This window comes from Allohahella marinimesophila, assembly GCF_039538005.1.
In the GTDB taxonomy this organism is placed as follows: domain Bacteria; phylum Pseudomonadota; class Gammaproteobacteria; order Pseudomonadales; family Oleiphilaceae; genus Allohahella; species Allohahella marinimesophila.
Genome location: NZ_BAABBO010000007.1, coordinates 36,725 through 62,524 on the forward strand (window position 1 = coordinate 36,725; position 25,800 = coordinate 62,524).

The window sequence follows — 25,800 nt, forward strand, 5'->3', positions numbered from 1 at the left end:
TTGATCTCATCAAGTGGAGACAGACCGTAGATGTTGAAGGCAGGTTCTTTCGAGTTTCTGGACGAAGTCGTAGCCCCCGGTACGCGCAAGATTTTTAACCTAGCGATCGGGGGACTCTATACTCAGAAAGACATCTCGGTCCCGATCGCAGTTGTTCATGGCAAGGTGCCAGGCCCGCGTCTGCTGGTCTGCGCTGCCATCCATGGCGATGAGCTTAATGGTATTGAAATTGTCCGGCGCGTGTTGCATAGCAGCTGGCTCAATAATGTCCGCGGCACGCTTATCGCCGTGCCGGTGGTCAATGTGCTTGGCTGCATTCAGCGTACCAGATACTTACCAGACCGACGCGACCTCAACCGCTGTTTTCCGGGCAGTATGGATGGTTCGCTAGCCGGTCGTATTGCCCATATCTTCAATACCAAGGTGCTGCAGTCGGCCACGCATGCCATCGACCTGCACACTGGTGCTATCGATCGCAGCAACCTTCCCCAGATTCGCGTCCACCTTGCCAGCCCGAAGGCTGAAGAAATGGCTCACGCCTTCGGGGCCCCAGTTATCGTCAATGCACCAATCCGTGACGGTTCTCTGCGGGGTACCGGTGAAGACCTTGGCATTCCAATTATCACTTATGAAGCTGGCGAAGCCCTGCGTTATGAAGAGCAGAGCATCGCTGGCGGCGTTCGTGGCGTGCGACGTGTCATGGAATCTCTGGGCATGCTGACGATGCGCAAGCGTGGTCGAAAAATAGTCAAGCCGGTGGTTGCGCGATCATCGGCCTGGATCCGTGCCCCTGAAAGTGGATTTCTTACACTATACTGCTCTCTTGGTGATCGCATCAGGGCAGATGAGACCATTGGCATGATCTGTGGTCCACTTGATGATGAGGGTGTTCTCATCAAGGCGCCGCACTCGGGGATTGTCATTGGTCGCACAAACCTGCCACTGGCTTACGAAGGTGAGGCGGTCTACCACATCGCACGCTTCGACAAGGTGACTGAGGCCGTAGACGTCGTCGGCGAATTCCAGACACACATGCAGGAGCGTTCCGCAGAACAGTTCACCCCTATCCAGAACGCTTGAAGCGTCTGGTACTTCTCTACAGGGACCCTACATGCCGAGCGCACGTTTTTTCTCTTCACCCTCTTTTCGACTGTCCGTGTTACCAGAGAAGCTGAGTCTCGGCTTCCTCTGGCTTGTTCTCGGTGTCAGCCTGGTCACTGCCGGGTGCGCCTCACAGGCCGTGCTCGACGATGCTGTGATCGAGACGCAGTTTCCTCTGGTGATCGAGCTTCGCGACGCACTCCGGGAAGCCGATAGCGAAGAGCTCGAACTTCTCGCTCCGGCCACCCATGAACGCGCAACCCAGGCCTACGAAGAAGCCTATCGCCTCGCTCAGCGGGCAGACGATGCCGCACAGAACCGGGCCAGAAGAGGGCTCACCGCACTGAGCGAAGCTCGGGAGCAGGCTGCCATTACTGCCGATATTTTTGAGGATATCCTGCGTACTCGGCGACGTGTCATCGCGGCCGGCGCTGCCGAGCACGCCACCGACAACTACCGTGACTCGGAAGCGGCGCTGATTGCGCTCAGCCGTATGGCCGAAGAGGGTCGCGTGGAGCAGGCCAAGGCAGGGCGACAGGAACTGATCGACCTCTTCGAAGCCCTTGAGCTTGAAGCCCTGAAGACCGATACGGTAGCCAGGATCGAAGCGGCAATGGCGCAGGCTGAACGTGATGAGCTGGAAGATTATGCGCCGCACACCCTGAAGCGAGCGCGCGATGAACACACACTGGCGCTGGCTACCCTGGACGCCGACCGAAGCAACAAGATCAAGGCCGAGAACCACGCGCAGCGAGCCGTTTTTCATATAAACCGTGCGACGGGCATCAAGGATATCATTCAGATGTTCGTTACCTCTGACTTCAGCGAAGAGGACAAAGTGCTGTGGTATCAGGGGCAATTGGCGCGTCTGATTGAGCCGATGGTGCATGCGCCGGCGTTCGATGAACCCAACAAGGTGCTGATAGGCGCACTGCGGACCCAGGTTGAGCAGCTCGTACAGGACCGGAACAGGCTGCAACTTCAGCTTGATGAAGCCGAACGCCGCTTTAACGACCTGGTGCTCGAGCAGCAGCTTGTGCTCGAAGATGTACGTGCCGAAACAGAAGCTGAACGCAGTGCCGAGCAGGCTCGAGCTGCTAGGTTTGCCTTTGTCCAGTCGCTCTTTGATATCGATGAAGCGGAGGTCTACCGCCAGGATAACGACGTATTGATTCGGGCTCAGGGCTTTGTTTTTTCGCCCGGAGACAGTGAGATCGCTGCGGTGAATTTTCCGCTGCTCAACAAGGTGATCGAATCGATCAGAACGTTCAAGGACGCCCGCATTGTGGTGTCTGGCCATACCGACAGCTCGGGCGATGATGATTCCAATATGCTGCTTTCGCAGAGCCGGGCATCGAAAGTGGCTGCCTTCCTCAGCGAAGTCGGTGGTTTTGAATCACAGAGATTTACCTCGGTTGGCTATGGTGAGCAGCGTCCAATTGCCAGTAACGAAAGCAGTGAGGGGCGTGCAGAAAACCGGCGGGTCGAAGTATTGATCGTTAATCAGTAGGCGGCAGGTGCCGCCATGGGAGAACCACGGGTGGCACAGTCTGAATCAGACTTCCTAGACAAGAACGATATTCCGGAAAAGACGTCGAGAACGGTAGAGCGTGAGCGTGAAGAAGCCCGCTATACCAATGTCATCGTAAAGCGCATAGACGAATCCACCAGGCATCCTGACGATATCCTCGAACGTACGATAGAAGAGGGGCAGGAGCAGCTTTATCGTCCATTTATTTCTCTTCTTCTGTCTGCTTTTGCAGCCGCTCTCATTCTTTCTTTTACTGTAATGGCAGTGGCACTGGTTGTATCCGGGCTTGCCAATGTCGACGAACCCTTCGTTTCTCGAGTTTCAGTCGCGCTGGTCTATCCACTAGGTTTTATTCTTTGCGTGCTCAGTGGCACCCAGTTGTTTACTGAGCATACGGCCACCGCCATATATCCGGTTTTGGATAAACGTGCTAGCCCAAAGCGTTTATTAAGACTCTGGGCAACTGTCATTCTAGGAAACTTACTTGGCGCTTTTTGTGGTGCCTTACTGTTAACTTCGACTGATAAGGTAATAGGCGCTTCTGCTGGCTACGAGGCCATTGGGCATCATCTCGTCAGTTATCCCTTCAAGGACCTGTTGCTCAGTGCAGTCCTCGCGGGCTGGCTGATGGCGATAGGTGCCTGGCTGCTGCGAGCGAGCGCATCGGCAACCAGTCATATTTTTGCTATCTATATCGTTACTTTCCTTATTGGTCTTGGTGGGCTTCACCATTCCATTGCCGGAGCCGTTGAAATGTTTGCGGCCCTGCTCGTTTCGCCACAGTTTACAATTCAGCAGGCTGCTTTTTTTATTGGTACAGCGGTGGCCGGTAACCTGATTGGTGGAAGTATATTTGTAGGCGTTCTGAATTACGCTCAGATAAGAAGTACACAATTGCCGGCGCCACGTTCCTAGATTTAAATTGCACTTGTTCAGTCTTGCATCAATAATAGGCCCCTGTTATTAACAACACCAACATGTTTAAAGGGCGATGTAATGAGCAAGTTTGTAGATTATATAGAGACTAAAAATGCCATAGAGGCTTTGCAGAAGAAATTGGCAAGCCTTTCAGAGAACGAAACTGTGCAACGGGCAAATGAATTCAAGGAGAAGTTGTCGGCGCTCATGGATGAATACGGCTTCTCGGCCACAGACGTATTGAAGATGTGGAACCTGGAGTCGGGCACGGCCGACGGCGGTAGCGAGCGCAAGCGCAGCACCAGAACCCTCAAGACCTATCGCAATCCGAAAACTGGCGAAGAGGTCAAGACCCGAGGCGGCAATCACAAGACGCTGAACGCCTGGCGCAAGAAATATGGCAAGGAAGCCGTGAATAGCTGGGCGTCCTAGTCCGTCATAGGAGACAGGTGCCTTAGGAAGTTCGGGCTAGGGTAGGCGGTGTATCGGTTTGTCACATTGTAAAGTTGCTGCCGTTGCCGGATCATAGTCTATGCTGTTGTATATTTGCGATCGGCAGGCGCGCCTCCGGCGGCCACGTTGACCAGTCAGCTTTAGACCCGACCCGGAAGCGGACACTGTCGGACCACAATTCGGCTATTGGAGCTGCTAGCGATGGATAGGCGGACAATGATTGCATGAAGCAGAACGGAATGATTAATACCCTTTTGACTCTCGACCGGCGCCCCAAGCAGGTGATTCTGGTCCTTATTGATTCACTACTGCTTCTTTTAGCGGCGGTGGCTGCCTATAGCCTCCGGCTAGAGACTCTCTTCGATCCGACGCGAGCGCATTTCATCGCTTTTGGCGTTACCGTATTCTCCAGTGTCACATGCTTTGCCATGCTTGGCCTTTACCGGGCAATGGTGCGCTTCCTGAGTCAGCGGGCGCTGTCATCTGTAATCTCAGGTGCTGTTTTCTCGTCCCTGATGCTGGTCATGATGATGTCCGTAACCGACGCATTCATTCCTCGATCGGTACCAATCATCTACTTCATGATGGTCATCATGCTTGTAGGCGGCTTCAGGGTTGGCCTGCGTAGTCTTATTGCCATCATCATGCGTTATAACGCCGGCAAGGCAAACAACTACGAGCGCGAGCGTGTCGTCATCTACGGCGCGGGTTCTGCTGGTCATCAGTTACTGACTGCGCTGCAGCATCAACCGCTGTTTGAGCCTGTAGCCTTTATCGATGACAATCGAGCCATCCAGAAAACGACCATCAGTGGCTTGTCAGTGCATCCAGCCCGCAATCTGAGCACGCTGGTCGAGCAGCACGGCGTAAGCAGGATACTGCTGGCCATCAGCTCCGCCTCTCATGCGAGGCGTGCCGAAATACTGCTCTTCCTCGAGCCTTTTGGCCTCAAGGTGCAGACTATCCCCAGCTTTGAAGATCTCGTGTATCGCAATCACGGCATCGGTGAGCTGCGCGATATCGAAGTTGAAGATCTGCTCGGCCGCGACCCGGTGCCTGGTTTGTCCGAGCTCGTCTCGAAACCCATTACAGACCGCTGTGTCATGGTCACCGGTGCTGGCGGGTCCATCGGTTCCGAGCTTTGCCGCCAGATCGTCAAGCAGGGAGCCAAGAAGCTCGTGCTGCTGGATATCTGTGAATATGCGCTCTACAAAATCAGTCATGAGCTGACTGGTATGAAGGCCAAGCTGGACTCGCGCATTGAGGTGATTCCTGTACTCGGTTCAGTGCAATCAGCCAATCGCCTCAAGTCCATAGTCTCCAGTTTTGGCGTGCAAACGCTCTATCACGCTGCGGCCTATAAGCATGTGCCTATCGTCGAGCAGAACATGATCGAGGGTGTGCGCAATAACGTGCTGGGGACCTATAACGCCGCAGAGGCTGCTCTGGCCGCCGGGGTCGATTCATTTGTTCTGGTGTCGACCGACAAGGCCGTGCGCCCCGTGAATGTCATGGGCGCATCCAAGCGCCTGGCGGAGCTGGTGCTGCAGGGCATGGCCAAGCGTGAGTCGCAGACCAAGTTTTCCATCGTGCGCTTCGGTAACGTGCTGGGCTCTTCGGGCTCGGTCGTGCCGCTGTTCAGAGAGCAGATTCGCAATGGTGGCCCGGTCACAGTGACTCATCGGGACGTTATTCGTTACTTCATGACGATCCCGGAGGCGGCAGGACTAGTGATTCAGGCTGGGGCGCTGGGCTCTGAGCTGGAATCCGGCTCGCTGTTTCTGCTCGATATGGGCAAACCGGTGAATATTGCGCAATTTGCCATGAAGATGATCAGGCTGATGGGCCACAAGGTGCGCGGCGTCGATTCGGCTGAGGGGATCGAGATCGTCTACACGGGACTTAGGCCTGGGGAAAAGCTTTACGAGGAGCTTCTGATCACGGAAGATAGTCAGCAGACGCGCCACCCGCGGATACTGACTGTCAGAGAGCCCTCGCTCGAATGGGCGGAAGTGCAGGATCTCCTTCGCAAGGTGACCAGGGCCTGTGACAAGTTCGATTGTGAAGCAATGACCAGTCTGCTAAGGGTGGCACCGCTCGGTTATGAACCGGCCGGCGATTGCGCTGATCTTGTATGGCATCAGCGACTGAGCAAACCGTCAAGGCCTCTAAGCCTTACGGCCGATACTCAGTCGGGTGCAAAGGTCGTCAAAATAGCCTGACCGGCGTCGGATACCTCTTCGCTCACCTCGTGCTATTGGTCCCATGATTGAATTGAAAGCAGTGATCCATGATCACGCCGCTATTGTTATTTCGTCTTTACTGGTGATATCCCTTCTCGGGGTCTGGGCGGTTCGCTCGTTTTTGCGCCGCCTCGCTGTGGTCGATGTGCCGGGCAAGCGCTCTTCGCACGCCGTTCCTACGCCCCGAGGAGGCGGTATCGTCTTCGTGCTGCTCATCATGCTCGGTCTTCTGTTGCTTGAACTTCCATTTGCCGCCGTGCTTGCCATCAGCGGTGGTCTAGTGGCACTGCTGGGCTTGGCTGATGATATCCGCGGTCTGTCAGCACGTGTGCGCTTCCTTGGTCAGGTCATCATCGCGCTCGCTTTTATTGTCTGGCTGTTGCTTGCACTTGAACCGCTGCATCGCATCGATATCCTGTTCTGTCTGCTCGTCTTCCCGCTGGGCGTCATCTGGCTGACCGGCGTCACCAGCGCTTATAACTTCATGGATGGCATTGATGGCCTCGCAGCTAGCCAGGCGGTCATCATGGGGGTGGGCATTGCCGCACTCGCACATCTGACCGACGAGTCCAGCTGGATATTGGCAGGCGCGTGGATTGCAGTCAGTGTGCTTGGTTTTCTGGTGTTCAACTGGGCAAGGGCATCGGTATTCATGGGTGATGTTGGTAGTACATTTCTTGGCTGGCTTTTCGCGGCCCTGTCTATCGTTCTGCCGGTGATCACGGAGATCAGTTGGGCGTCCCTGCCGCTATTACTCATGCTCTTCCTGGTCGACGCCGGACACACGGTGGTGCTTCGCCTGGTGCGCGGAGAAAATGTCACTACAGCCCATCGTCAGCATATCTACCAGCATATGGTGGACCGTCTCGGCTCGCATGCCGGCGTCAGTGTGTTATATGTCCTCGTCACACTGATCGGACTGCTGCCGCTCAGCCTCCTGGCGACCCAGCGCCCGGATCTCGAGCTCGAACTCGCTTTGGCTGGTCTTGGTTCGGTTTTCCTGCTAGCAGTTCTTGTCAGGTATCGGCTCAAGGCCCTCGGCTATCGTGCGCAGCGAGCGCGAATGCTGGCGCGGAAATGAGGGTTCTGATCACCGGCGCGAATGGCTTCATTGGCCGCTCAGTCGTCAATGCCTGTCTGGAGGCTGGTCATGAGGTTGTCGCTACGGTAAGAACCACCTCAGCAAGGCATTCCTTCTCGGATGAGTCTGCTGAATACCCGGATCTGCTGACCGTCCTCGTGTTGCCGGACCTGGCTGGCATCGCCGAGCAGTTTGCAGAGGGGGCTCTGGCGGGCATTTGGGTGGTGATTCACTGCGCGGGTGCGGCTCATGCTACGAAGTCCGATCCGGCTTTCTATCAGGTGAACGCCGAAGGGGTCGATGCCTTTGCTGCACTATGTGCCGCACATGGTGTACAGCGCTTTATTCTGCTCAGCACCATCAAGGTATTCCCCTCTGACTGCTTAGCGATCGATCGCTATACGCTCACAGGACCGGATACTGAATACGGCCGCTCCAAGCGAGCAGGTGAGGTGGCGCTGCTCCGCCACTGTAGTCAGTCAGAGATGGCCTGCTCGATTCTACGTTTTCCGCTGGTCTACGGCGCCGATTTCAAGGGCAATCTGGGTTTGTTGAAAATTGCAGCCCGCATGGGTCTCCCTTTGCCGCTGGGCGGCGTGAGCAATCGTAAAAGCTTGATTCACCTGCCAACGCTAGTATCCTTGATCGAGGCCTGTCTTGAATCGCATACCAAGGAAGAGATTCTTCTGGTCGCGGATCCTCAACCCTATTCAACCGAAGCGCTATACCGCTATATCTGTTCACAACTGGGGGTGGAGTGCAGAACTTTTTCGCAGGATGCGCTAGCCGGCAAGCTGGCTCGCAAAATTGCCGACAGGTTTGGGTTTGAGGATAAACTATTCGGAGATCTTGAAGTGGATATTACCGGGGTAGAGTATCCAGCGCATTGGCGCCCAGGCAAGGGCGTGCTTGAAATCCTGACCAATGGCCAGTAGAGCGTTCAGCGACGACAGTGCGCCTGGTAGAGACCTGCGCCCTGTGTCCGGACTCAAGCTGGATGTCTCTATCGTCAGTTTTTTCTCCGATATTGGTCGGTTGAGTGGCACGCTCAGTTCCCTGGCGGACGCATTTCGTCATCTGCAGACTTCGCTACCAGACACCGTCCTGGCAGTCACGATCGTCGATAACACGGGTGATCATCTCAAACGTTACTCGATTCAACTGAAGGCTGTGCTGGCTCACGTTGGTGTGCATCTGGAAATCATCTATAGCAATGCCAATCTCGGCTATGGCTGTGCGAACAATCTGGCACTGGCAGATTCGACAAGCGACTATGTGCTGGTGCTCAACCCCGATGTGTTGCTGGCTGAAGACATGCTTCTGACGGCAGTGCTGTATCTTCAGGAGCAGCCTGATATTGCGCTGCTCGCCCCCGACGCATCAGATCCAGATACAGGCAAAGCGCAGTACCTGCACAAACGCTATCCCGGTGCGCTTACCTTCGCTAGTCGCTTTCTTGGTGTGCGCGCGTCCAGCCGCGATCGTGAGTATTACGAAATGCGGGCTGAGCGTGATGCTGGAGTAGCCTATGAGCCTTTGCTGGTCAGCGGTTGTTGCATGATGTTGCCGACACCCTGCTGGAAGCGGCTTGGTGGATTTTCCGAACAATTCTTTTTATATTTCGAAGATTACGACCTGTCTTTGCGTGCTGGCAATCTGGGGCGGGTCGTTGCCTTGCCGGCTTTACGCATCAGCCATTATGGCGGTGGGGCGGGACGCAAGGGGCTAACCCATATCAGGCTCTTTCTCAGTTCGGCCGTCAAATTCTTCAATCACTACGGCTGGCAACTCACGTCCAGCGAAAAACCGCCTGCCAGACTCTAGCTGTCGCTTTCAGGCCGCGCCTGTGCACCCAGACAGGCTCTGAGCGCCTTGCGCACGCCCGCGTAGAGATCGGAAAAACTGTCTGCTTCAACTCCCAGCGGGTCAGCTACTACCGTCCTGCTGGCCTTCTTTGCTCCCCCAGCGAGTTTCGCCATCAGGCGCTCGACGGGTAGGGTGTATTGAGGTTCAGCCAGCATGCAGATCTCGTTCTCCGCCGCGGTCTCGAGAAAGGCGGCAATGGCCGAGGGCGGTACACCGGACTCCGGGTTGCGAGTGAGATAGCCCTCGTCAGGGATGCCGAGTTCCCGAAGAAGATAATTAAAAGCCGGATGATAGCTATACACGAGCGGGAAACTGTCCACGATAGCAGATCCGCTGGCTGGAAAAGATCGCTTCAGCCTGTCCATAAACGCCTGTCTGCTGCCAGATAACTGTTTTTGAAGGGTTTCCCCCTGTGCTGAGCGGCCCGAAACATCCCCCAGGTGGAGTCGAACAATGATCTGCTCGATCCGAACCAGCAAAGCTTCCACGGCGGCGAGGCTCAGCCAGAAGTGAGGGTCAACGCTGCCCAGGGCGTGCGCATGCGCGCCTGGCGGGAGTTCTGTCTGCTGATCGTCAGAGAGCCCGCTCTTGCCATATTCCACCAGAAGAGCAGCTGGCAACACCTCAAGCGCGGCCAGCTGCAGGCGCCGCTCAGTGCTTGAGGTATTCGATGCCGCGTCAACGTGTTCAAAACCGAAGCGTGACAGCAGGCCAGGCAGGAAGCTTTCCAATTCCGGCCCTGCCCAGATCAGCAGGTCAGCACTCCTGAGACGGTTGACCGCAGAAGGGCGCAGGGTGACGTGGTGAGGCGACTGCTCAGGCGGAACGAGGTAGCTGCTCTCGACAAAATCGCCATAGGCTTCATCTATCATCAGCGCAAAGGGTTTGAGCGAAGTGATGATGACTACCTTGTCATCGGTCGCTGAACCAGTCGACTCGGCGGGCGAAGACTCATCGTTGGAGCATCCAGTCAGAAGCAACAGCCCAACTGTGGCTGTCAGCGCAAGTTTGACTATACTTCTGAAAGACTGATGTTTTTCAGGCAGACTTCCAATAATTGACGGCGCGGAACAGATCTTATGATTCCTTCAGGCGGACGTAGCGGCATCTTGACGCTTACGATCAAGGATAAGGGCGTACTGTATGCGAGCTACATGCCCTTCATCAAGCGCGGTGGCTTGTTCATACCGACAAGCAAGTCCTACCTCTACGGTGACGAGGTCTTTCTTCTGCTATCGCTGATGGACGAGCCCGACAAGATTCCGATACCCGGCAAAGTCGTCTGGCTGACGCCCAAAGGCTCGCAGGGTAACAAGGCCGCAGGCATCGGCATACAATTTACAGGTGACGACGAGATTGCCAAAGGCAAGATTGAAACCTATCTGGCCGGCGCGCTCGGCAGTGATCGACCAACTCATACCATGTAGAGAGCGCTTGCGTTCGCCCCGGTCAATGGGCAGACTTTGAATCTCGATCAGATTCAGTACTGCCCATTGCCCGTGTTGCCAACGATAGGTTCCTCATTGAAGTTCATAGATTCTCATTGTCATCTCGATCGCCTGGATCTCGGCGACGCTGCCTCACCAGACATCTATGCGAGCCGACTGGCGGCCGCGCTTGACGAAGCTCGAGCCCGTGGTGTCAGTGGTTTCCTCTGTGTCGATATCGATCTGGACAATTTCGAAGCTGTCAGGACCGTTGCGGATGCTCATGATGATGTGTGGTGCTCCGTTGGCGTGCATCCGCTTGGCGAAGACGAATTCAGCATCGACCCCAGTGTGGAAACCCTGATTCAGCTCGCTGGTAGCAGCGAGAAAGTGGTGGCTATCGGCGAATGTGGCCTCGATTTCTTCAAAGGAAAGGGCAATCGTCAGGACCAGCTCAACCGCTTCGAGACGCAGCTGATCGCTGCCTGCGAGCTTGGGCTGCCTGTTATCGTTCATAGCCGCGAGGCACGAGAAGATACGCTCCGGCTGCTCAAGGCCTATGTTGGCCAAGGACTTCGCGGTGTACTGCATTGCTTCACAGACACGCTGGAAATGGCGCAGGCTGCTGTAGATTTCGGCTTCTACGTGTCCTTCTCAGGCATCATCACTTTCAAGAATGCTGCCGATCTTCGCGAGACGGTCAAGGCGCTGCCGTTATCGAATCTGCTGATCGAAACCGACTCTCCGTATCTGGCGCCTATGCCATACCGGGGTAAAAGCAATCAGCCGAAGTGGGTCGTCGAGGTGGCGCATTGCATGGCTGAGGTCAAGGGTGTCTCTCCGGCACACATAGCGGAGCAGACGCGAAATAATTTCTTCGAGCTGTTCGACCGCGCCATCCCGGTGAACTGAGCGATGCAGGCGTCTTCAGAGACCATACCTGCGCAGTCGGTCAGTATACCTACGCCGGCCGGCATGCTCGCTGCACTGTACTGGACCAGGTCCACTCAGCCCTCACGCACCCGGCCGTGTTATCTGGCCCTGCATGGCTGGCTGGACAATGCCGAGTCGTTCCACCGCATCGCACCCTTGTTGGCCGAGGATGCTGACGTGCTCGCCATCGATCTGCCAGGACATGGGCTGAGTGATCATCGTCCACCTGGCAGCAGCTATCATGTCGTGGATAACGTGCAGACGCTCGACGTGGTTGTGGACTGGCTGACGGATGCAGCCAGCAGCGGCTTCCCCTTCAGCTGCGCGCAACCTGAAGATGACAATGAGCATGCTGCGCCTGCGAGACCACTCTATCTGCTTGGCCATTCCCTCGGTGGGGTTATCAGTCTGACCTACGCGGCGGTCGCTGCGGAACGTCTTAGCGGCCTGATCTGTATCGAAGCACTGGGTCCGCTGAGCGGTCCTGCTGAAGAGACCAGCTCACAGCTACGCAAGTATCTCATGAAGGAACGCAAGCGGCGGAGTTCGGGCAGCGAGCGGCCGGTCTATTCGAGTATCGAAGCTGTGTGCAAGGCACGCATGCTGGGTTTTGGCGGTCTTTCGGAGTCTGCCGCAGAAGCGCTCGTGACACGGGCACTCAAGCCCTGCGACGAAGGCTGGACCTGGCGCTCTGATCCTCGCCTGCGCCTGCCTTCAAGTCAACGTATGACCGAGGCACAAGTGATTGATCTGTTAAAGAATCAGACGCTGCCCACGCTACTCATCGCTACCAGCAAAGGATTTATCTCAGCTGATGAAAGCAGCAATGCTCGGCTTAGGGTGCTGCGTGAAACGCTCGAGACCGGGCCCGGCTTTTTGCAGGTCGTGACTGTCGAAGGCAACCATCATGGTCATCTGGACGGAGATTATTCCGCCATGGCTCTCCATATTCAGGATTTCCTGAAACATAGTCGGAGCATAACATGACGCGCCTTAGAGGCTTACTGGTGCTGATCATTCTCTGCCAGCCTGCCTGGGCTCAGGATCTGCTGCTCAGCCCCTTTCCATTCTCCGAGCTCGAAAGCAGCAGTGAGGATAACAGGCCTGAGTATGAAGTCATGACTGGCAGGGTCTCCGACAGTAACAGCGGGCTCAGGGCTGTTGGTGCCGTCAGGGTAACTGGAAATCGGTCCATCGCCACTTATGAAATTCCCCGTCGGCACGATGAAGATGAAGTCTTCGAGCACTACATGGCTGAAGTCAGTCGTCTCAAGGGGCTGCTCCTGTTCAAGTGCGAAGCACGTAATTGTGGGCGCAGCAACGACTGGGCAAACACCGTGTTCGACCGCAGGATCCTCTACGGCCGTGATCGAAACCAGCGCTATCTCGCTGCGAGACTATGGGAAGGGGACGACAGTTACCTGGTATCCGTATACGTCATTCGTCGTGGAAACCAGCGGCTCTATGCCCATGTCGAACAGATCCGCTACGATCGCGTGCTCGCGCTCGAAGGCGATGCCAAGCTACTCTCCACCCAGCTCAATGCCCAGCGAGGGGAGCTACCATCACCTCCTGTGAGTGAGGCTTCGGCAGGCGATGCAGGGCAAGCGGTACCATTTCCCGCGCCGGCTGTCGATCCTGAGGCACTCGCAGATATACAACGCTTCGATGAGCTGCTGAAGGCAGCTGGCGATGTGAGAACGCTTGTGGTCACCGCTGACGGCGTGCGCTCCAGCCGGACCTTTGACTCGAGACTGGAGCAATGGTTTTCCGAGATCGCCTCGCTTGGCTTCGACAGCAGACACGGTCAGATCGTGATCGGAAGCTTTAGCGAGCAGCCCAATATCGATGCAAGGCGAAACTATCGGGAGGCCGCCAGTCTTGGCAGCCTTGTGCGCACCTATCTTCGTCGTCGCTACGTGCAGCTGGAGGCAGTGGAGACACTCACCATCGGGCCCTGGCGCAATCAGTTGCAGAACCTGTCTTCCTCATCGGGCCTGAACGATGTTGACTCATCGACAGGTGGCCTGGTGCGCTACGTCGAACTGGTCTGGCTGCCTGCAGGAGGCCCTGCCAATGACTGAAATCGTTCATCTGGAAGCCGCCGATCTCGAGGCTATGGCAAGGGTTCGCGACTGGGTGCGTCTGAGCTGCTCACTGTTTCGCCAGCACGATGTGCACTTTGGCCATGGCACCGACAATGTCTGGGATGAGGCCATCCGGCTGGTGTTTGGTGCGCTGCATCTGCCAGCGGAAGGCGATGACCGGCTGCTGGATGCGACGCTGCTATTTTCCGAGCGCCTGCACCTGCTTGATCTGCTTCGGCGTAGGGTCGAGGCAAGAGAGCCTGTCCCCTATCTACTCGGAGAAGGCTGGTTCATGGGGCTGCCCTTTCATATCGACAGCAATGTACTTATTCCGCGTTCACATCTTGGGGAACTACTGGCGAATGAGCTGGAGCCCTGGGTGGGAGGGCAGGTGCCTGGTCACATCCTCGACCTTTGCTGTGGCTCCGGCTGTATCGGCGTGGCCGCCGCAATGACCTTTCCCGATGCAGTTGTGGTGCTGAGCGATATTTCACAGCCGGCGCTAGCGCTGGCGAAGCGCAATGTGGAACGTTACAGCCTGACCGACGCGCACGTGATCCATAGCGACCTGTTCGAAAATCTCGGCGACTACCGGGGGCAGTTCGACGTCATCCTCTGCAACCCACCTTATGTCGACGCAGAGGATATGGCCGACCTGCCACCTGAATATGCGCACGAACCTGAGCTGGCGCTGGCCTCTGGCGAAGACGGACTCGACTTTACCCGGCGCCTGCTGCGTGAAGCACCAGAATACCTGTCCGCAGATGGGATCCTCGTCTGCGAGATCGGCAACAGTCTGCCAAGGTTACTCGAGGCCTTCCCGAAGCTGTCGCTCGTCATACCCGAGCTGGAGGCAAGTCCGGAAGACGAGCGTGGTACCGAGGGCGTATTTATCGTTTCCAGAGAACAGCTGCTGAACTTCGAAGGCTAAGCGGCTACACTGCGCGATCGGTTCCAAACAGCATCAGGGCACTCAGCGTCTATGTCAGGTAACAGCTTCGGTAAGCTTTTTACAGTCACCACTTTTGGCGAAAGTCACGGCCCGGCTCTGGGTGCCATTGTCGATGGCTGCCCGCCAGGCATGGCGCTCAGTGCAGAAGATCTTCAAATTGATCTCGATCGACGCAAGCCCGGTACTTCCCGGCATACTACGCAGCGCAAGGAGCCAGATGAGGTCGAGATCCTGTCTGGTGTCTTCGAAGGCAAGACCACCGGTACTACCATTGGACTCCTGATTCGCAATACCGACCAGAAGTCCAAGGATTATTCCAACATCAGCGATGTGTTTCGGCCTGCTCATGCCGATTACACTTACTGGCACAAGTACGGCATTCGTGACTATCGTGGTGGGGGCCGAAGCTCTGCCCGTGAAACCGCCATGCGTGTGGCGGCCGGTGCCATCGCCAAGAAATATCTGCTCGAACAGTACGGCATTCAGATCAGAGGCTACCTCTCGCAGTTGGGCCCGATTCGGCTGAGTCATTTCGAGGAAGACAGCTTCACCTGGGCCGAGACCGACAATAACGCCTTTTTCTGCGGCAATGCATCTCAGGTCGAAGCGCTCGAGGCCTACATGGATGCACTGCGCAAGGAAGGGGACTCTGTAGGTGCAGAGGTCACGGTCACGGCGACCGGTGTGCCGGTGGGCCTGGGTGAGCCGGTATTCGACCGCCTCGATGCGGAGCTGGCTCACGGGCTCATGAGTATCAATGCTGTCAAGGGTGTGCAGTTCGGTTCAGGTTTCGATTCAGTGAGCCAGAAGGGTAGCCGGCATCGCGACCTGCTGACGCCAGAGGGCTTCCTGTCGAATAATGCAGGCGGAATTCTTGGGGGTATCAGCAGCGGGCAGACCATCGTCGCCAGCATTGCCCTCAAGCCCACCAGCAGCCTGCATTTGCCAGGCGACAGCATTAACGTGGCTGGTGAGCCTGTCGTGGTGCGGACCCTGGGACGTCACGATCCATGCGTCGGCATTCGAGCAACGCCAATCGCTGAAGCCATGATGGCCTTGACACTGATGGACCACATGCTGCGACATCGCGGGCAGAACATGGGTGTAGCGGTAAATACCCCTGATATCGAACGCGTAGCACGCGAAAAGAAGGCCAAGTAAGGCGCTCGTGGGCGCCTCATTCAGGCCAATTTCGGCTGCGTATTTCTGGTATTTCGCGCTCGTCGGCACGATAGCGCCCTTTCTGCCAGACTATTTTCGCCTGCTCGGGCTGAATCATGCAGAGATCGGCTACCTGGTGGCGTCGGTCATGGTAACCAAGATCCTGGCGCCCAATATCTGGGCCATCATTGCTGATGCCACTGGCCAGCGCCTCCGCCTGATTCATGTCGGCATCAGTTTCGCACTGGTCGCCCTGCTCATCTTTCCTCTGCTGGACTCGTTCTGGCCGCTGCTGTTACTCATGGTGTTCTTCAGCGCTTTCTGGAACGCGGTATTGCCGCAGTTCGAAGTCATCACGCTGGCCGCTTTGCGTGAGCAGAACAGGCAGCATCATTACAGTCGTATTCGGCTCTGGGGTTCTGTCGGCTTCATCGCAGTGGTCATTGGGCTGGGTGCCGTCTTCGAATACTTCGGATTAGCCTTGCTGCCGTACGCCATGATTATCCTGATGGCTTCTCTATTGTGGTCTTCGCTGATGATTCGGGCGCCGGAATCACCAGGTCGTATGCGCTTCGCCGAGGTGCTGTCGATCTTCACGAGCCAATTCAAAAGCATCTCTATCGTATTGTTTTTTATAGTCGCCTTTCTCGTTCAGCTATCTTTTGGACCATACTATACGTTCTTCACTATTCACCTTAAGAATATAGGGTATTCATTCGATATAATTGGTATTCTTTGGGCGGTTGGCGTGCTGGCTGAAGTTGGGCTCTTCCTCATTATGCATCGCTTCCTCAGGCGATTTTCCTTACGCCTGCTCATGCTTGCGGCGCTGGCATTGACGACACTTCGTTGGTGGGGAATAGCCGAATTGGCGGATCATGTCTGGCTGCTGCTGCTGTTCCAGCTTGGTCACGCTCTAAGCTTCGGTTGCGTTCATGCGGTGTCCATCGAATTCATCCACCGGGCTTTTGGGCGCGGCTCTGTTGCAGGGCAGGGGCAGGCGCTCTATAGCGCCGTGAGCTTCGGAGCGGGTGGTGCAGTTGGCGCCTGGGCGAGTGGTCAGATCGCATTCCATTACTCGGCGGGTCACACCTTCCATTTTGCCACCGCATCGGCTGCCGCGGCCATGTTCGTGTTGTTGCTGGGATGGCGGGCCTGCGGACCCGAAACGCACTGGTGTGTGGCCGATAAACGCGCCTCGGCCTGAGTGCTGGCGGGGGGTTCTGGCCCTTCGGCATTGAATTTCCAAGCCTTGAAGCGTAGCATGATGAGCCGTTTTTTGAGGAAGACCATCAGGTCTGCAAGCCATTATGTCCGGAAATATGTCCGCTCTTACCCTGTATGACAAACTGTGGGACAGCCACGTCGTCACCCAGCGTGACGATGGTAGCGCGTTGATCTACATCGACCGACAGTTGCTGCACGAAGTCACGTCGCCCCAGGCTTTCGAAGGACTGCGGATTGCTGGCCGCAAGCCTTGGCGCATCAGTGCCAATATCGCCACGCCTGACCACAACGTGCCGACTGAGAACCAGAGTGCAGGCGTCAGTGGCATTGTTGATCCGGTATCACGAATACAGGTGCAGACGCTAGACAGTAACTGTGACGATTTCGGCATTCTCGAATTCAGAATGAACGATATGCGCCAAGGCATCGTCCATGTCATTGGTCCGGAGCAGGGCGCTACCTTGCCGGGGATGACCGTGGTGTGCGGCGATTCGCATACATCGACGCATGGCGCTTTCGGAGCGCTGGCGCACGGTATCGGGACTTCGGAAGTCGAACATGTCCTCGCCACCCAGTGTCTCGTGGCGAAGAAGATGAAAAACATGCTGGTACGCGTGACTGGCCAGGCGCCGAAGGGCATCTTTGCCAAGGACATCGTGCTGGCGATCATTGGCCGTATCGGCACGGCCGGCGGCAATGGTCATGCGATCGAGTTTGCTGGAGAGGCTATCGAGGCCTTGTCCATGGAAGGCCGTATGACGGTCTGTAACATGGCTATAGAAGCTGGCGCCCGCGCTGGCATGATCGCCGTGGACCAGACCACAATCGATTATTTCGCAGGCCGTCCTTTCAGCCCCGGCCATGACGATCCGGAAGAATGGGATCAGGCTGTGAATTATTGGCGCACGCTGAGAAGTGACGATGGCGCACAGTTCGACACCATAGTGGAGCTCGACATCAGCGATCTGGCGCCCCAGGTGACCTGGGGTACATCGCCAGAAATGGTCGTGGCGGTGGACGAGAACGTGCCTGACGGCACAGAGCGCCGAGCTGATCGAGTGCAGCAGAATGCCGATTCACGCAGCCGGGCGCTGAGCTACATGGGCCTGAGCGAAGGTCAGGCCATCACCGATATCCAGCTTGATCGTGTATTCATTGGCAGTTGCACCAACTCGCGTATAGAAGACCTGCGCGAGGCTGCCGCTGTGGTGAAGGGCCGTAAGGTCGCTGCCACCATCAAGCAGGCGCTTGTTGTACCCGGCTCAGGCCTGGTCAAGCGTCAGGCCGAAGCAGAGGGGCTGGACGTCATTTTTCGTGAAGCCGGGCTGGACTGGCGTGAGCCGGGTTGCTCAATGTGCCTGGCGATGAACGCGGATAAGCTGGGGCAGGGCGAGCATTGCGCCTCGACGTCCAACCGCAACTTCGAAGGGCGACAGGGCTTTGGCGGCAGAACGCACCTGGTCTCGCCGGCGATGGCTGCAGCGGCAGCAGTCTTTGGTCACTTTGTCGACATAAGATCGCTGCAACCAATTGATCCAGAACGTTTATCCTCTGGGTCATCGCCTGATGGAGTCGCCGCATGAGAAAGTTTACTGTCCATACCGGGATTGTGGCGCCTCTCGACCGCGCCAATATCGATACTGACATGATTATCCCGAAGCAGTTCCTGAAGTCCATCAAGCGTAGCGGTTTCGGTCCGAACCTCTTCGATGAACTCCGTTACCTGGACGAAGGACAGCCAGATGCAGATAACAGCAGTCGGCCACTGAACCCGGATTTCGTGCTCAATAATAGCCCCTACGATCAGGCCAGCGTGTTGCTGGCCGGGCCAAACTTTGGCTGTGGTTCGTCGCGCGAACATGCGCCCTGGGCACTGGAAGACTTCGGTTTCAGGTCGATCATTGCGCCAGGATTTGCTGACATATTCTTCAATAACTGCTTTAAGAATGGCTTGCTTCCTATTGTTTTGAAAGAGGAAGAGGTCCGGCAGATTTTTGCTGCGGTTGCGAAGCTGCCTGGTTGCGAGGTGAAAATCGACTTGCAGGCCCAGACGGTTACCGTACTCAACGGTGAGGCTGCCCAACCAACATTCACCTTTGAGGTCGATGGTTTCCGCAAGAAATGCCTGCTCGAGGGCCTTGATGAAATTGGCCTGACGCTGAAGGAGGGCGATGCCATTCGCGCCTATGAGCTGCGCCGCAAGCAGGCTACACCGTGGATGTTTACTGATATCGAAAATGCTGGCGCCTGAGCGGGTTTCGCTCGCATCAAAAAATGGAAGAATGAGTATGAGTTCAGTGTTGTTGCTCCCGGGCGATGGAATTGGCCCAGAAATCATGGCCGAAGCGGCGAAGGTGCTGGATCGTGTCGATCAGCTCTTCGGGCTCGATCTACAGATAGACCACGGCCTGGTGGGCGGTGCGGCTATCGATGCGCATGGCACGCCTTTGCCCGACGATACCATGGCAAAGGCACACGCCGCTGACGCCATCCTGCTCGGTGCTGTAGGCGGTCCAAAATGGGACGCTATCGAGGCTGGCAAGCGTCCTGAGAACGGTCTCCTCGGTCTGCGTTCCGGCTTGCAGCTCTTTGCCAACCTGCGTCCGGCCATCCTGTACCCGCAGTTGGCGGCAGCCAGCTCACTCAAGCCGGAGATCGTGTCGGGGCTCGATATTCTTATCGTTCGCGAGCTCACCGGTGGTATCTATTTCGGCAAGCCGCGCGGCGTTCATGTCAATGAAGCCGGGGATCGCGAAGGCTTCAATACGTACCGCTACAGCGAGCCGGAGATTCGTCGTATCGCGGCGGTGGCCTTCGAAGCTGCCCGAAAGCGCTCGGGCAGGCTTTGCTCGGTAGACAAGGCGAACGTGCTGGAGGTGACACGTCTCTGGCGTGAGATCGTCACGAGTATGGCAGCCGACTACCCGGACGTTGAACTCTCGCACATGTATGTCGATAACGCGGCCATGCAGCTGGTTCGCGCGCCAAAACAGTTTGACGTCATTGTGACGGGCAACATGTTCGGCGATATTCTGTCTGACGAAGCGGCGATGCTCACGGGGTCGATCGGTATGCTGCCCTCGGCGTCGCTTGATGCCAATAACAAGGGCATGTATGAGCCCTGCCATGGCTCTGCGCCTGATATCGCGGGTCGTGGCGTCGCTAATCCTTTGGCGACCATACTGTCGGCCGCGCTCATGCTGCGTTATTCGCTCCGTAGTGAGGCAGCGCTGAAGGCTGCCGATGCGATTGAACGTGCTGTCGGCACAGTTCTGGACCAGGGCCTGCGAACTGCGGACATTGCCGAAGTGCCTGGACAGAGTGTCAGCACCGCACGTATGGGCGAAGCCGTCGTTGCTGCCCTGGCGCTCGATGAGCAGGCTGCTCACTAGTTCAAAATTCTGAATTCTCCGCTCTGGATTCAGTGAATGCACCATAGATATGGATGAAGTCATGAAACAGAAAGTAGGTCTTGTAGGTTGGCGTGGAATGGTCGGCTCGGTTCTGATGTCCAGGCTTGAAGCCTGTGGCGATCTCGATGCCATTGACGCCTACTATTTTTCGACATCACAAGGTGGGGAGGCCGGACCAGACGGCCGGCCATTGCTCGACGCGACCGATGTCAAGGCGCTGGCTGACATGGATATCGTCGTCAGTTGTCAGGGCGGCGATTATACCAAGCAGGTGATCACGGATCTGCGCGCTTCTGGCTGGGACGGTTACTGGCTCGATGCGGCCTCTGCATTAAGGATGCAGGATGATTCGGTCATCATCCTGGATCCTGTGAATCGTCATGTGATCGACAGGGCGCTTGACTCAGGTGTGCGCACCTATGTTGGTGGAAATTGCACCGTCAGTCTCATGTTGATGGGCCTGATCGGTTTGTTCCGGGAAGATCTCGTCGAGTGGGCGAATCCGACGACTTATCAGGCGGCCTCTGGCGGCGGCGCCCGTCACATGCGTGAACTGCTGCAGCAGATGGGGCGCCTGCATAATGACTGTCGGGAACTGCTCGATGATCCGGCGAGTGCAATTCTCGATATTGATCAGAAAGTCATCACTTCCATGCAGGCTCCAGACTTTCCGGTTGAGTGCTTCAGTACTCCGCTAGCCGGTAGTGTTATTCCGTGGATCGATAGTCTCGTGGCCAATGGACAGACCCGTGAGGAGTGGAAGGCTGGCGCAGAGGCGAACAAGATTCTCGGGAATACACAGCGGCCGATTCCTATCGACGGTCTTTGTGTTCGCGTTGGAGCGATGCGTTCGCATAGCCAGTCGGTCACGGTAAAGCTGAAGAAGGGTGTATCGGTTCGCGCGCTGGAAGACATTGTTGCCAGTGGCAATGAGTGGGTGGAAGTGATCGAGAATACGCCGGAGGCCACTCGCGCCAGGTTGACGCCTGCCTATGCCAGTGGATCGCTCAAGATACCGGTTGGTCGTATCCGTAAACTCTCGTTAGGCGACGAATATCTCAGTCTCTTTACCGTTGGTGATCAGTTGCTCTGGGGTGCTGCCGAACCGTTGCGCCGCATGCTGGCCATCCTCGTGGGCCGGCTCTGATACATCCTACCTGACCCCTGCCTCGCCCGTTGATTCAGCGGGCGAGCGCACGCCCGCTGACCCCGCGGGCTAATTTCTTGTAAAAAACTGATCCCTCATCAATACTTACTTTCGATAAGACATTCCAATTCTAGGTACGCTAGAGGCTCGGCCTGTTTGTTCAAAATGGCAGAGCGAAACTCCGCGGACCTCTTTGATTCAGCATTGTGACACTAAGGAAATGGCTATGGTTCGCAAGTTCGCGGTTGCACTCTTCGCAGCATCCTCGCTCTCTGCCAGCATCGCTCAGGCGTTAGGCCTTGGCGAAGTTACCGTCAACTCATCGCTGAACCAGCCCCTTGATGCTCAGATCGAGCTGGTCAACACGGAAGGGCTACAGCCCTCCGAAATCGTGACAGCGCTGGCGAGTCAGGAGGCGTTTCGACGCGCCAATATCGACAGGGCATTTTTCCTGAACGATGTCCGCTTCAAGGTTGAGTGGAAGAATACTGGCAATGCCGTCATTCGCCTGACCAGTTCAAAGCCGGTGCGCGAGCCCTACCTCAACTTTCTGGTTGAAGTGAACTGGCCATCCGGGCGTCTGTTGCGCGAATATGCTTTGCTGATCGATCCGCCGACTTACAGTCTCGACGATACCACCTCTACCGCGCCGGTTCAGGCAGCACAGACGAATACTCCGGCACAACAGCCGACTCGCGAGCGCGAAACAGCGCAGCCGCGTTCCGAATCTGGAACAGCGTCGCAGCAGCCTGCTCGAACTACAGTTCCTGCCAGCACCGCCAGTCAGGGTGGCGGGCAGGCAGATGCCTACGGGCCGATCCGCTCCGACGAAACGATGTGGGAAATCGCGCTCAAGACCCGTCCGAATAGCCAGATATCGCCACAGCAAATGATGCTGGCGATCCAGGATCTCAATCCGGACGCATTCGTCAATAACAACATCAATCTGGTCAAGCGTGGCCAGATGCTGCAAATACCAGACGAACAGACCATCCTAGAACGCGATCGTCGAAACGCTACCAGCGAGTTTGCCGAGCAGAATCGTGAATTTGAAGAAATTACCGGTACAGAATTACCCCGATCGGAAAAGATGCGAATTCTGGCTGATGATCGAGGCACTGCGACTGGCTCTGAGGCAAATTCTGGAGAAGGTCAGGTCACGGGTACGAGTGTTCGCGCTACTGATCCTGTCGTACTGGGTGAAGATCTCGCCGAGCAGGCGCGTGCGAATGAAGAGCTCAAAAGTCGACTCGATGCTGTTCAGGAGCAGTTAGCCACGGCGCAGCGACTCGTTAAGTTGAAGGATGACGAGCTCGCGGCTCTGCAGGCCCAATTGGCTCAGGCCAGAGCCGAAGGCTCGCAGGCCGGCTCTGCTGATCAGGCCGCACCGGGGTCAGCAGATGGCGGAACAGCCATGCAGACCGAAGGGGCCGGTTCCGATGAGGTGTTCACTCAGGAAGAGGGCACTACTGAAGCCAGCGACAGCACGGCGAGCACAGATGACCCCATCGCCCAGCCAGGCGAGGGCGATCAGGCAGCTGAAGAGACTTCCGGTGAGCTTGAAGGCGCAGCAGGGGATACCGCAGCCATCGACAGCTCGGATCCGAGCGCCGAAATGGCGGCTGGCGACGCCACCGATGGCGAGATGACTGATGGTGCTGTCGAGGATGCTGAAGCGCCAGTGCTGACTGAAGAGATCCCTGTCGTCAAACCACGGGACGTCGCCCCTCCGGCCGCAACAGAACCTGAGAGTCTGCTCGACCAGATTGCATCGAATCCGCTGTATCAGATGGCGCTTGGCGGTGGACTGTTGCTGATCTTGCTTCTGTTGTGGGCAATGTCACGTCGCAAGGCCAACAAGGATGCTGATGGCTACGATGAGGTGGCCGACGATGCGGCTGGACCTTCCGGTGCAGCGCTGGCCGCGTCACGTGCAGGCATGTCCCGGAATGCTGACGATGCCGCTTCTGATGAATCGGATCCGGTGGCTGCGGCAGATGTCTATCTGGCTTACGATCGCGAAGATCAGGCCCGACAGGTGCTGGAAGATGCCCTTGAGAAAGAGCCGAATAATCAGCGCTACCGTCTGAAGCTTCTTGAAGTGCTTGGCATGGCTGGTGCGACCGTCGCCATGCAGCAGGCCTACGATCGTATCATGGCCGGCGAAGACGAAGACGCCATCGTTGAAGCTCAGACGGTCATGAATCGTTATGATGTCGCTACTGACAATCATGCCGGTATGGATGATGCCGACGATGACACTTCGCTCGAGGCGCTCGAAGAAGAACTGCGGAACTCGTCACCTTCACCAGCACCAGCGTATGCGCGAACCGGTCATCCGGATGATGAACTGAGCGACGATGATCTGGCCGATGTCTTTGGCGAGCCTGAACAGGCGCCAGAACGGTCCGGTAGCGCTTCCAGTGCCAGTAACGACATTGATGATCTCGATACTGACAGTGGCTACGATGCTGCCGTCAATACGCCGGATTCACCGAATAATTCCCGTGATCTGAGCTTCAGTCTCGACGACACCGCAACATCAGGTGCGTTCGACGACAGCGATGATCTGGATATCGACTTCCGCATCAGTGATCTCGATCTTGACGATGCCGATGACTCCCCGGCGTCTGTGTCGACCAGTAGCCTCGAAGACGAAGCTGATCTGCTCGACCTGGATTCGCTTGAGACTGTTGATGGCGACAAGAATGGTGATCCACGAAGCACTGAGTTCGACCGCTCCCTGCAGGCGGCCGAAGCCGCCGCCGATGAGATCAATGCCTCACTCGAAGAGCCCATCGAACTGGATTCGGACGAGGATGTGATCGATCTCGACAGTAGCGAGCTGGATCTCGAGCTGAGCGATGCCGAAGAAGACGAAGTTACCGATTTCGATCTCGAACTCGATGAAGAAGACACCATTCCGACGACAGGCTCAGTATTGGGCACAAGCCCAAGCGACAAGAAAGACGCTGACGATCTGGATCTCGCTGACCTCGACATGGACGACCTTGAATCGGTTGACCTCGAAGCAGATGAACCTGACCTGGATGATCTGCAGACCGCTGAGCTCGATGAGGATAGCCTCGACATCGACAGCACTTCGGGTGACCTGGCAGCGCCTGTTGTGACTGGCGGTTCTGACTCGGATCTAGCTGATGACGAGCCTGCTGAGGCAAAAGAGCTGGATGACGATTTCGACTTCATGTCGGATGCCGACGAGGCAGCGACAAAGCTTGATCTCGCTCGGGCCTATCTGGATATGGGTGACAAGGATGGCGCACGTGATATCCTTCTCGAAGTCGTCGAAGAAGGCAGCGACGAACAGAAGACAGAAGCCAACGAACTCCTCGCTGGCCTGTAGATCGGTAGTCACAGGGATGACAGGGAAAGCAGGATTTGCGATCAGCTTTAGAACGTTTCAGCAATGAGCCGCTTCCGGCTGGTCGCATCGCGCTTGTCGTTGCCTATCAGGGCAGCCTCTATCACGGCTGGCAAGCGCAGCAATCTGATCATGACACGGTACAAGGTACCCTGCAGAAGGCGCTGAGCCGGGTCGCGGCTCACGAAGTCGCGCTCAGCTGCGCCGGTCGAACTGATGCCGGTGTGCATGCCACCGCCCAGGTCGTCCATTTCGATACCACCTCGCTTCGCTCACCCCATGCCTGGGTTGCCGGCACCAATCATTTTCTGCCTCCGGACATCGTGGTTCGCTGGGCCGGGCCGGTCTCAACCGAATTCCACGCCCGCTACAGCGCCACAGCGCGCGAATACCGCTATGTCATCCTCAACCAGACCGTACCCCCGGCGCAGCGTTACAGACAGAGCACCTGGATTCACTACCCGCTGAATGAGCGGCGCATGCATGATGCGGCACAACTTCTCGTTGGTACCCATGACTTCAGTGCGCTGCGAGCAGCAGAGTGCCAATCGAAGACGCCAGTACGGCAGTTGCACTCTATTGATGTGAGCCGTCACGGTGATTACATTCTGCTGCAGTTGAGGGCCAACGCTTTCCTGCATCATATGGTCAGAAATATCACCGGTACTCTGCTGCCGATAGGTGAGGGCACTCGTCCTGTGGCCTGGGTATCGGACGTACTGGCATCGAAGGATCGCCGCTGCGCCGGTATTACAGCACCAGCTCATGGCCTCTATCTCGTCGGTGTTGATTATCCGGACGCCTTCGGTCTACCAGCTCTGCCGAAGGGCCCTGCAGTATTCACACCCGATATCTGAGCCAGCACAAGCGCTTGGCTT

The 25,800-nt window shown here is 56.6% G+C and carries 22 protein-coding genes; 21 read left to right on the plus strand and 1 reads right to left on the minus strand.

Annotated elements, in window-relative coordinates; translation table 11 throughout:
- The first annotated feature begins 30 nt into the window (after nucleotides 1-30).
- The 8 genes from ABD735_RS05845 (at nucleotide 31) to ABD735_RS05880 (ending at nucleotide 9,151) form a co-directional block, all read left to right on the plus strand.
- Nucleotides 31-1,080 carry a succinylglutamate desuccinylase/aspartoacylase family protein gene (locus tag ABD735_RS05845; RefSeq protein ID WP_344804273.1) on the plus strand — a complete coding sequence of 350 codons (1,050 nt, stop codon included), beginning with the start codon at nucleotides 31-33 and terminating at the stop codon, nucleotides 1,078-1,080.
- Between the two features lie 31 nt (nucleotides 1,081-1,111).
- On the plus strand, nucleotides 1,112-2,611 hold the full coding sequence (locus tag ABD735_RS05850) for an OmpA family protein (protein ID WP_344804275.1): 1,500 nt from the start codon (nucleotides 1,112-1,114) through the stop codon (nucleotides 2,609-2,611).
- Between the two features lie 30 nt (nucleotides 2,612-2,641).
- Nucleotides 2,642-3,547, plus strand: coding sequence for a formate/nitrite transporter family protein (locus tag ABD735_RS05855; protein WP_344804277.1), 906 nt, complete (start codon nucleotides 2,642-2,644; stop codon nucleotides 3,545-3,547).
- Nucleotides 3,548-3,628: 81 nt separating this feature from the next.
- A complete protein-coding gene (locus tag ABD735_RS05860) occupies nucleotides 3,629-3,982 on the plus strand; it encodes a histone-like nucleoid-structuring protein, MvaT/MvaU family (RefSeq protein WP_344804279.1) in 354 nt (117 codons plus the stop codon).
- A gap of 260 nt (nucleotides 3,983-4,242) precedes the next feature.
- Nucleotides 4,243-6,225, plus strand: coding sequence for a polysaccharide biosynthesis protein (locus tag ABD735_RS05865; RefSeq protein WP_344804281.1), 1,983 nt, complete (start codon nucleotides 4,243-4,245; stop codon nucleotides 6,223-6,225).
- Between the two features lie 43 nt (nucleotides 6,226-6,268).
- Nucleotides 6,269-7,327 carry an MraY family glycosyltransferase gene (locus ABD735_RS05870; RefSeq protein WP_344804283.1) on the plus strand — a complete coding sequence of 353 codons (1,059 nt, stop codon included), beginning with the start codon at nucleotides 6,269-6,271 and terminating at the stop codon, nucleotides 7,325-7,327.
- Entirely contained in the window at nucleotides 7,324-8,262 is a 939-nt protein-coding gene (locus tag ABD735_RS05875) for an NAD-dependent epimerase/dehydratase family protein (protein WP_344804285.1), read from the plus strand. Before ABD735_RS05870 ends, ABD735_RS05875 begins: the two co-directional genes overlap by 4 nt.
- On the plus strand, nucleotides 8,252-9,151 hold the full coding sequence (locus ABD735_RS05880; protein WP_344804287.1) for a glycosyltransferase: 900 nt from the start codon (nucleotides 8,252-8,254) through the stop codon (nucleotides 9,149-9,151). The genes ABD735_RS05875 and ABD735_RS05880 overlap by 11 nt, the downstream gene beginning before the upstream one ends.
- Here ABD735_RS05880 and ABD735_RS05885 read toward each other — a convergent pair.
- Nucleotides 9,148-10,173 (minus strand): metal ABC transporter solute-binding protein, Zn/Mn family, encoded by a 1,026-nt coding sequence (locus ABD735_RS05885; protein ID WP_344804289.1) that lies wholly within the window; start codon nucleotides 10,171-10,173, stop codon nucleotides 9,148-9,150. The two genes, ABD735_RS05880 and ABD735_RS05885, sit on opposite strands and share 4 nt — an antisense overlap.
- 99 nt (nucleotides 10,174-10,272) lie before the next feature.
- Between ABD735_RS05885 and ABD735_RS05890 the strand changes: the two genes are divergently transcribed.
- The 13 genes from ABD735_RS05890 to truA all read left to right on the plus strand — a co-directional run bounded on the left by ABD735_RS05890 (nucleotide 10,273) and on the right by truA (nucleotide 25,779).
- A complete protein-coding gene (locus tag ABD735_RS05890) occupies nucleotides 10,273-10,620 on the plus strand; it encodes a PilZ domain-containing protein (RefSeq protein ID WP_344804291.1) in 348 nt (115 codons plus the stop codon).
- Nucleotides 10,621-10,716: 96 nt separating this feature from the next.
- Nucleotides 10,717-11,532 carry a TatD family hydrolase gene (locus ABD735_RS05895; RefSeq protein WP_344804293.1) on the plus strand — a complete coding sequence of 272 codons (816 nt, stop codon included), beginning with the start codon at nucleotides 10,717-10,719 and terminating at the stop codon, nucleotides 11,530-11,532.
- Nucleotides 11,533-11,535: 3 nt separating this feature from the next.
- A complete protein-coding gene (locus ABD735_RS05900; protein ID WP_344804295.1) occupies nucleotides 11,536-12,540 on the plus strand; it encodes an alpha/beta hydrolase in 1,005 nt (334 codons plus the stop codon).
- A complete protein-coding gene (locus tag ABD735_RS05905; RefSeq protein ID WP_344804297.1) occupies nucleotides 12,537-13,637 on the plus strand; it encodes a DUF4892 domain-containing protein in 1,101 nt (366 codons plus the stop codon). Before ABD735_RS05900 ends, ABD735_RS05905 begins: the two co-directional genes overlap by 4 nt.
- Nucleotides 13,630-14,571 carry a 50S ribosomal protein L3 N(5)-glutamine methyltransferase gene (gene prmB / locus ABD735_RS05910; protein WP_344804299.1) on the plus strand — a complete coding sequence of 314 codons (942 nt, stop codon included), beginning with the start codon at nucleotides 13,630-13,632 and terminating at the stop codon, nucleotides 14,569-14,571. The genes ABD735_RS05905 and prmB overlap by 8 nt, the downstream gene beginning before the upstream one ends.
- A gap of 51 nt (nucleotides 14,572-14,622) precedes the next feature.
- Nucleotides 14,623-15,753: a chorismate synthase gene (aroC, locus tag ABD735_RS05915; RefSeq protein ID WP_344804300.1), complete on the plus strand. Its 1,131-nt coding sequence runs from the start codon at nucleotides 14,623-14,625 to the stop codon at nucleotides 15,751-15,753.
- A gap of 7 nt (nucleotides 15,754-15,760) precedes the next feature.
- The gene (locus ABD735_RS05920) at nucleotides 15,761-16,960 is read left to right on the plus strand and encodes an MFS transporter (RefSeq protein WP_344804301.1); all 1,200 of its coding nucleotides are present in this window, start codon (nucleotides 15,761-15,763) and stop codon (nucleotides 16,958-16,960) included.
- Nucleotides 16,961-17,075: 115 nt separating this feature from the next.
- Nucleotides 17,076-18,563 carry a 3-isopropylmalate dehydratase large subunit gene (gene leuC, locus ABD735_RS05925; RefSeq protein WP_344804302.1) on the plus strand — a complete coding sequence of 496 codons (1,488 nt, stop codon included), beginning with the start codon at nucleotides 17,076-17,078 and terminating at the stop codon, nucleotides 18,561-18,563.
- Nucleotides 18,560-19,231, plus strand: a complete 672-nt coding sequence (gene leuD, locus ABD735_RS05930) for a 3-isopropylmalate dehydratase small subunit (RefSeq protein WP_344804303.1) — start codon at nucleotides 18,560-18,562, stop codon at nucleotides 19,229-19,231. The genes leuC and leuD overlap by 4 nt, the downstream gene beginning before the upstream one ends.
- Before the next feature lie 37 nt (nucleotides 19,232-19,268).
- Nucleotides 19,269-20,372, plus strand: coding sequence for a 3-isopropylmalate dehydrogenase (gene leuB, locus ABD735_RS05935; RefSeq protein ID WP_344804304.1), 1,104 nt, complete (start codon nucleotides 19,269-19,271; stop codon nucleotides 20,370-20,372).
- 61 nt (nucleotides 20,373-20,433) lie between these two features.
- Nucleotides 20,434-21,540, plus strand: a complete 1,107-nt coding sequence (gene asd / locus ABD735_RS05940) for an aspartate-semialdehyde dehydrogenase (protein ID WP_344804305.1) — start codon at nucleotides 20,434-20,436, stop codon at nucleotides 21,538-21,540.
- Nucleotides 21,541-21,766: 226 nt separating this feature from the next.
- Nucleotides 21,767-24,904, plus strand: coding sequence for a FimV/HubP family polar landmark protein (locus tag ABD735_RS05945; RefSeq protein WP_344804307.1), 3,138 nt, complete (start codon nucleotides 21,767-21,769; stop codon nucleotides 24,902-24,904).
- A 35-nt stretch (nucleotides 24,905-24,939) separates the two neighbouring features.
- Entirely contained in the window at nucleotides 24,940-25,779 is an 840-nt protein-coding gene (truA, locus tag ABD735_RS05950; protein WP_344804309.1) for a tRNA pseudouridine(38-40) synthase TruA, read from the plus strand.
- The last annotated feature ends 21 nt before the right edge of the window (nucleotides 25,780-25,800 follow it).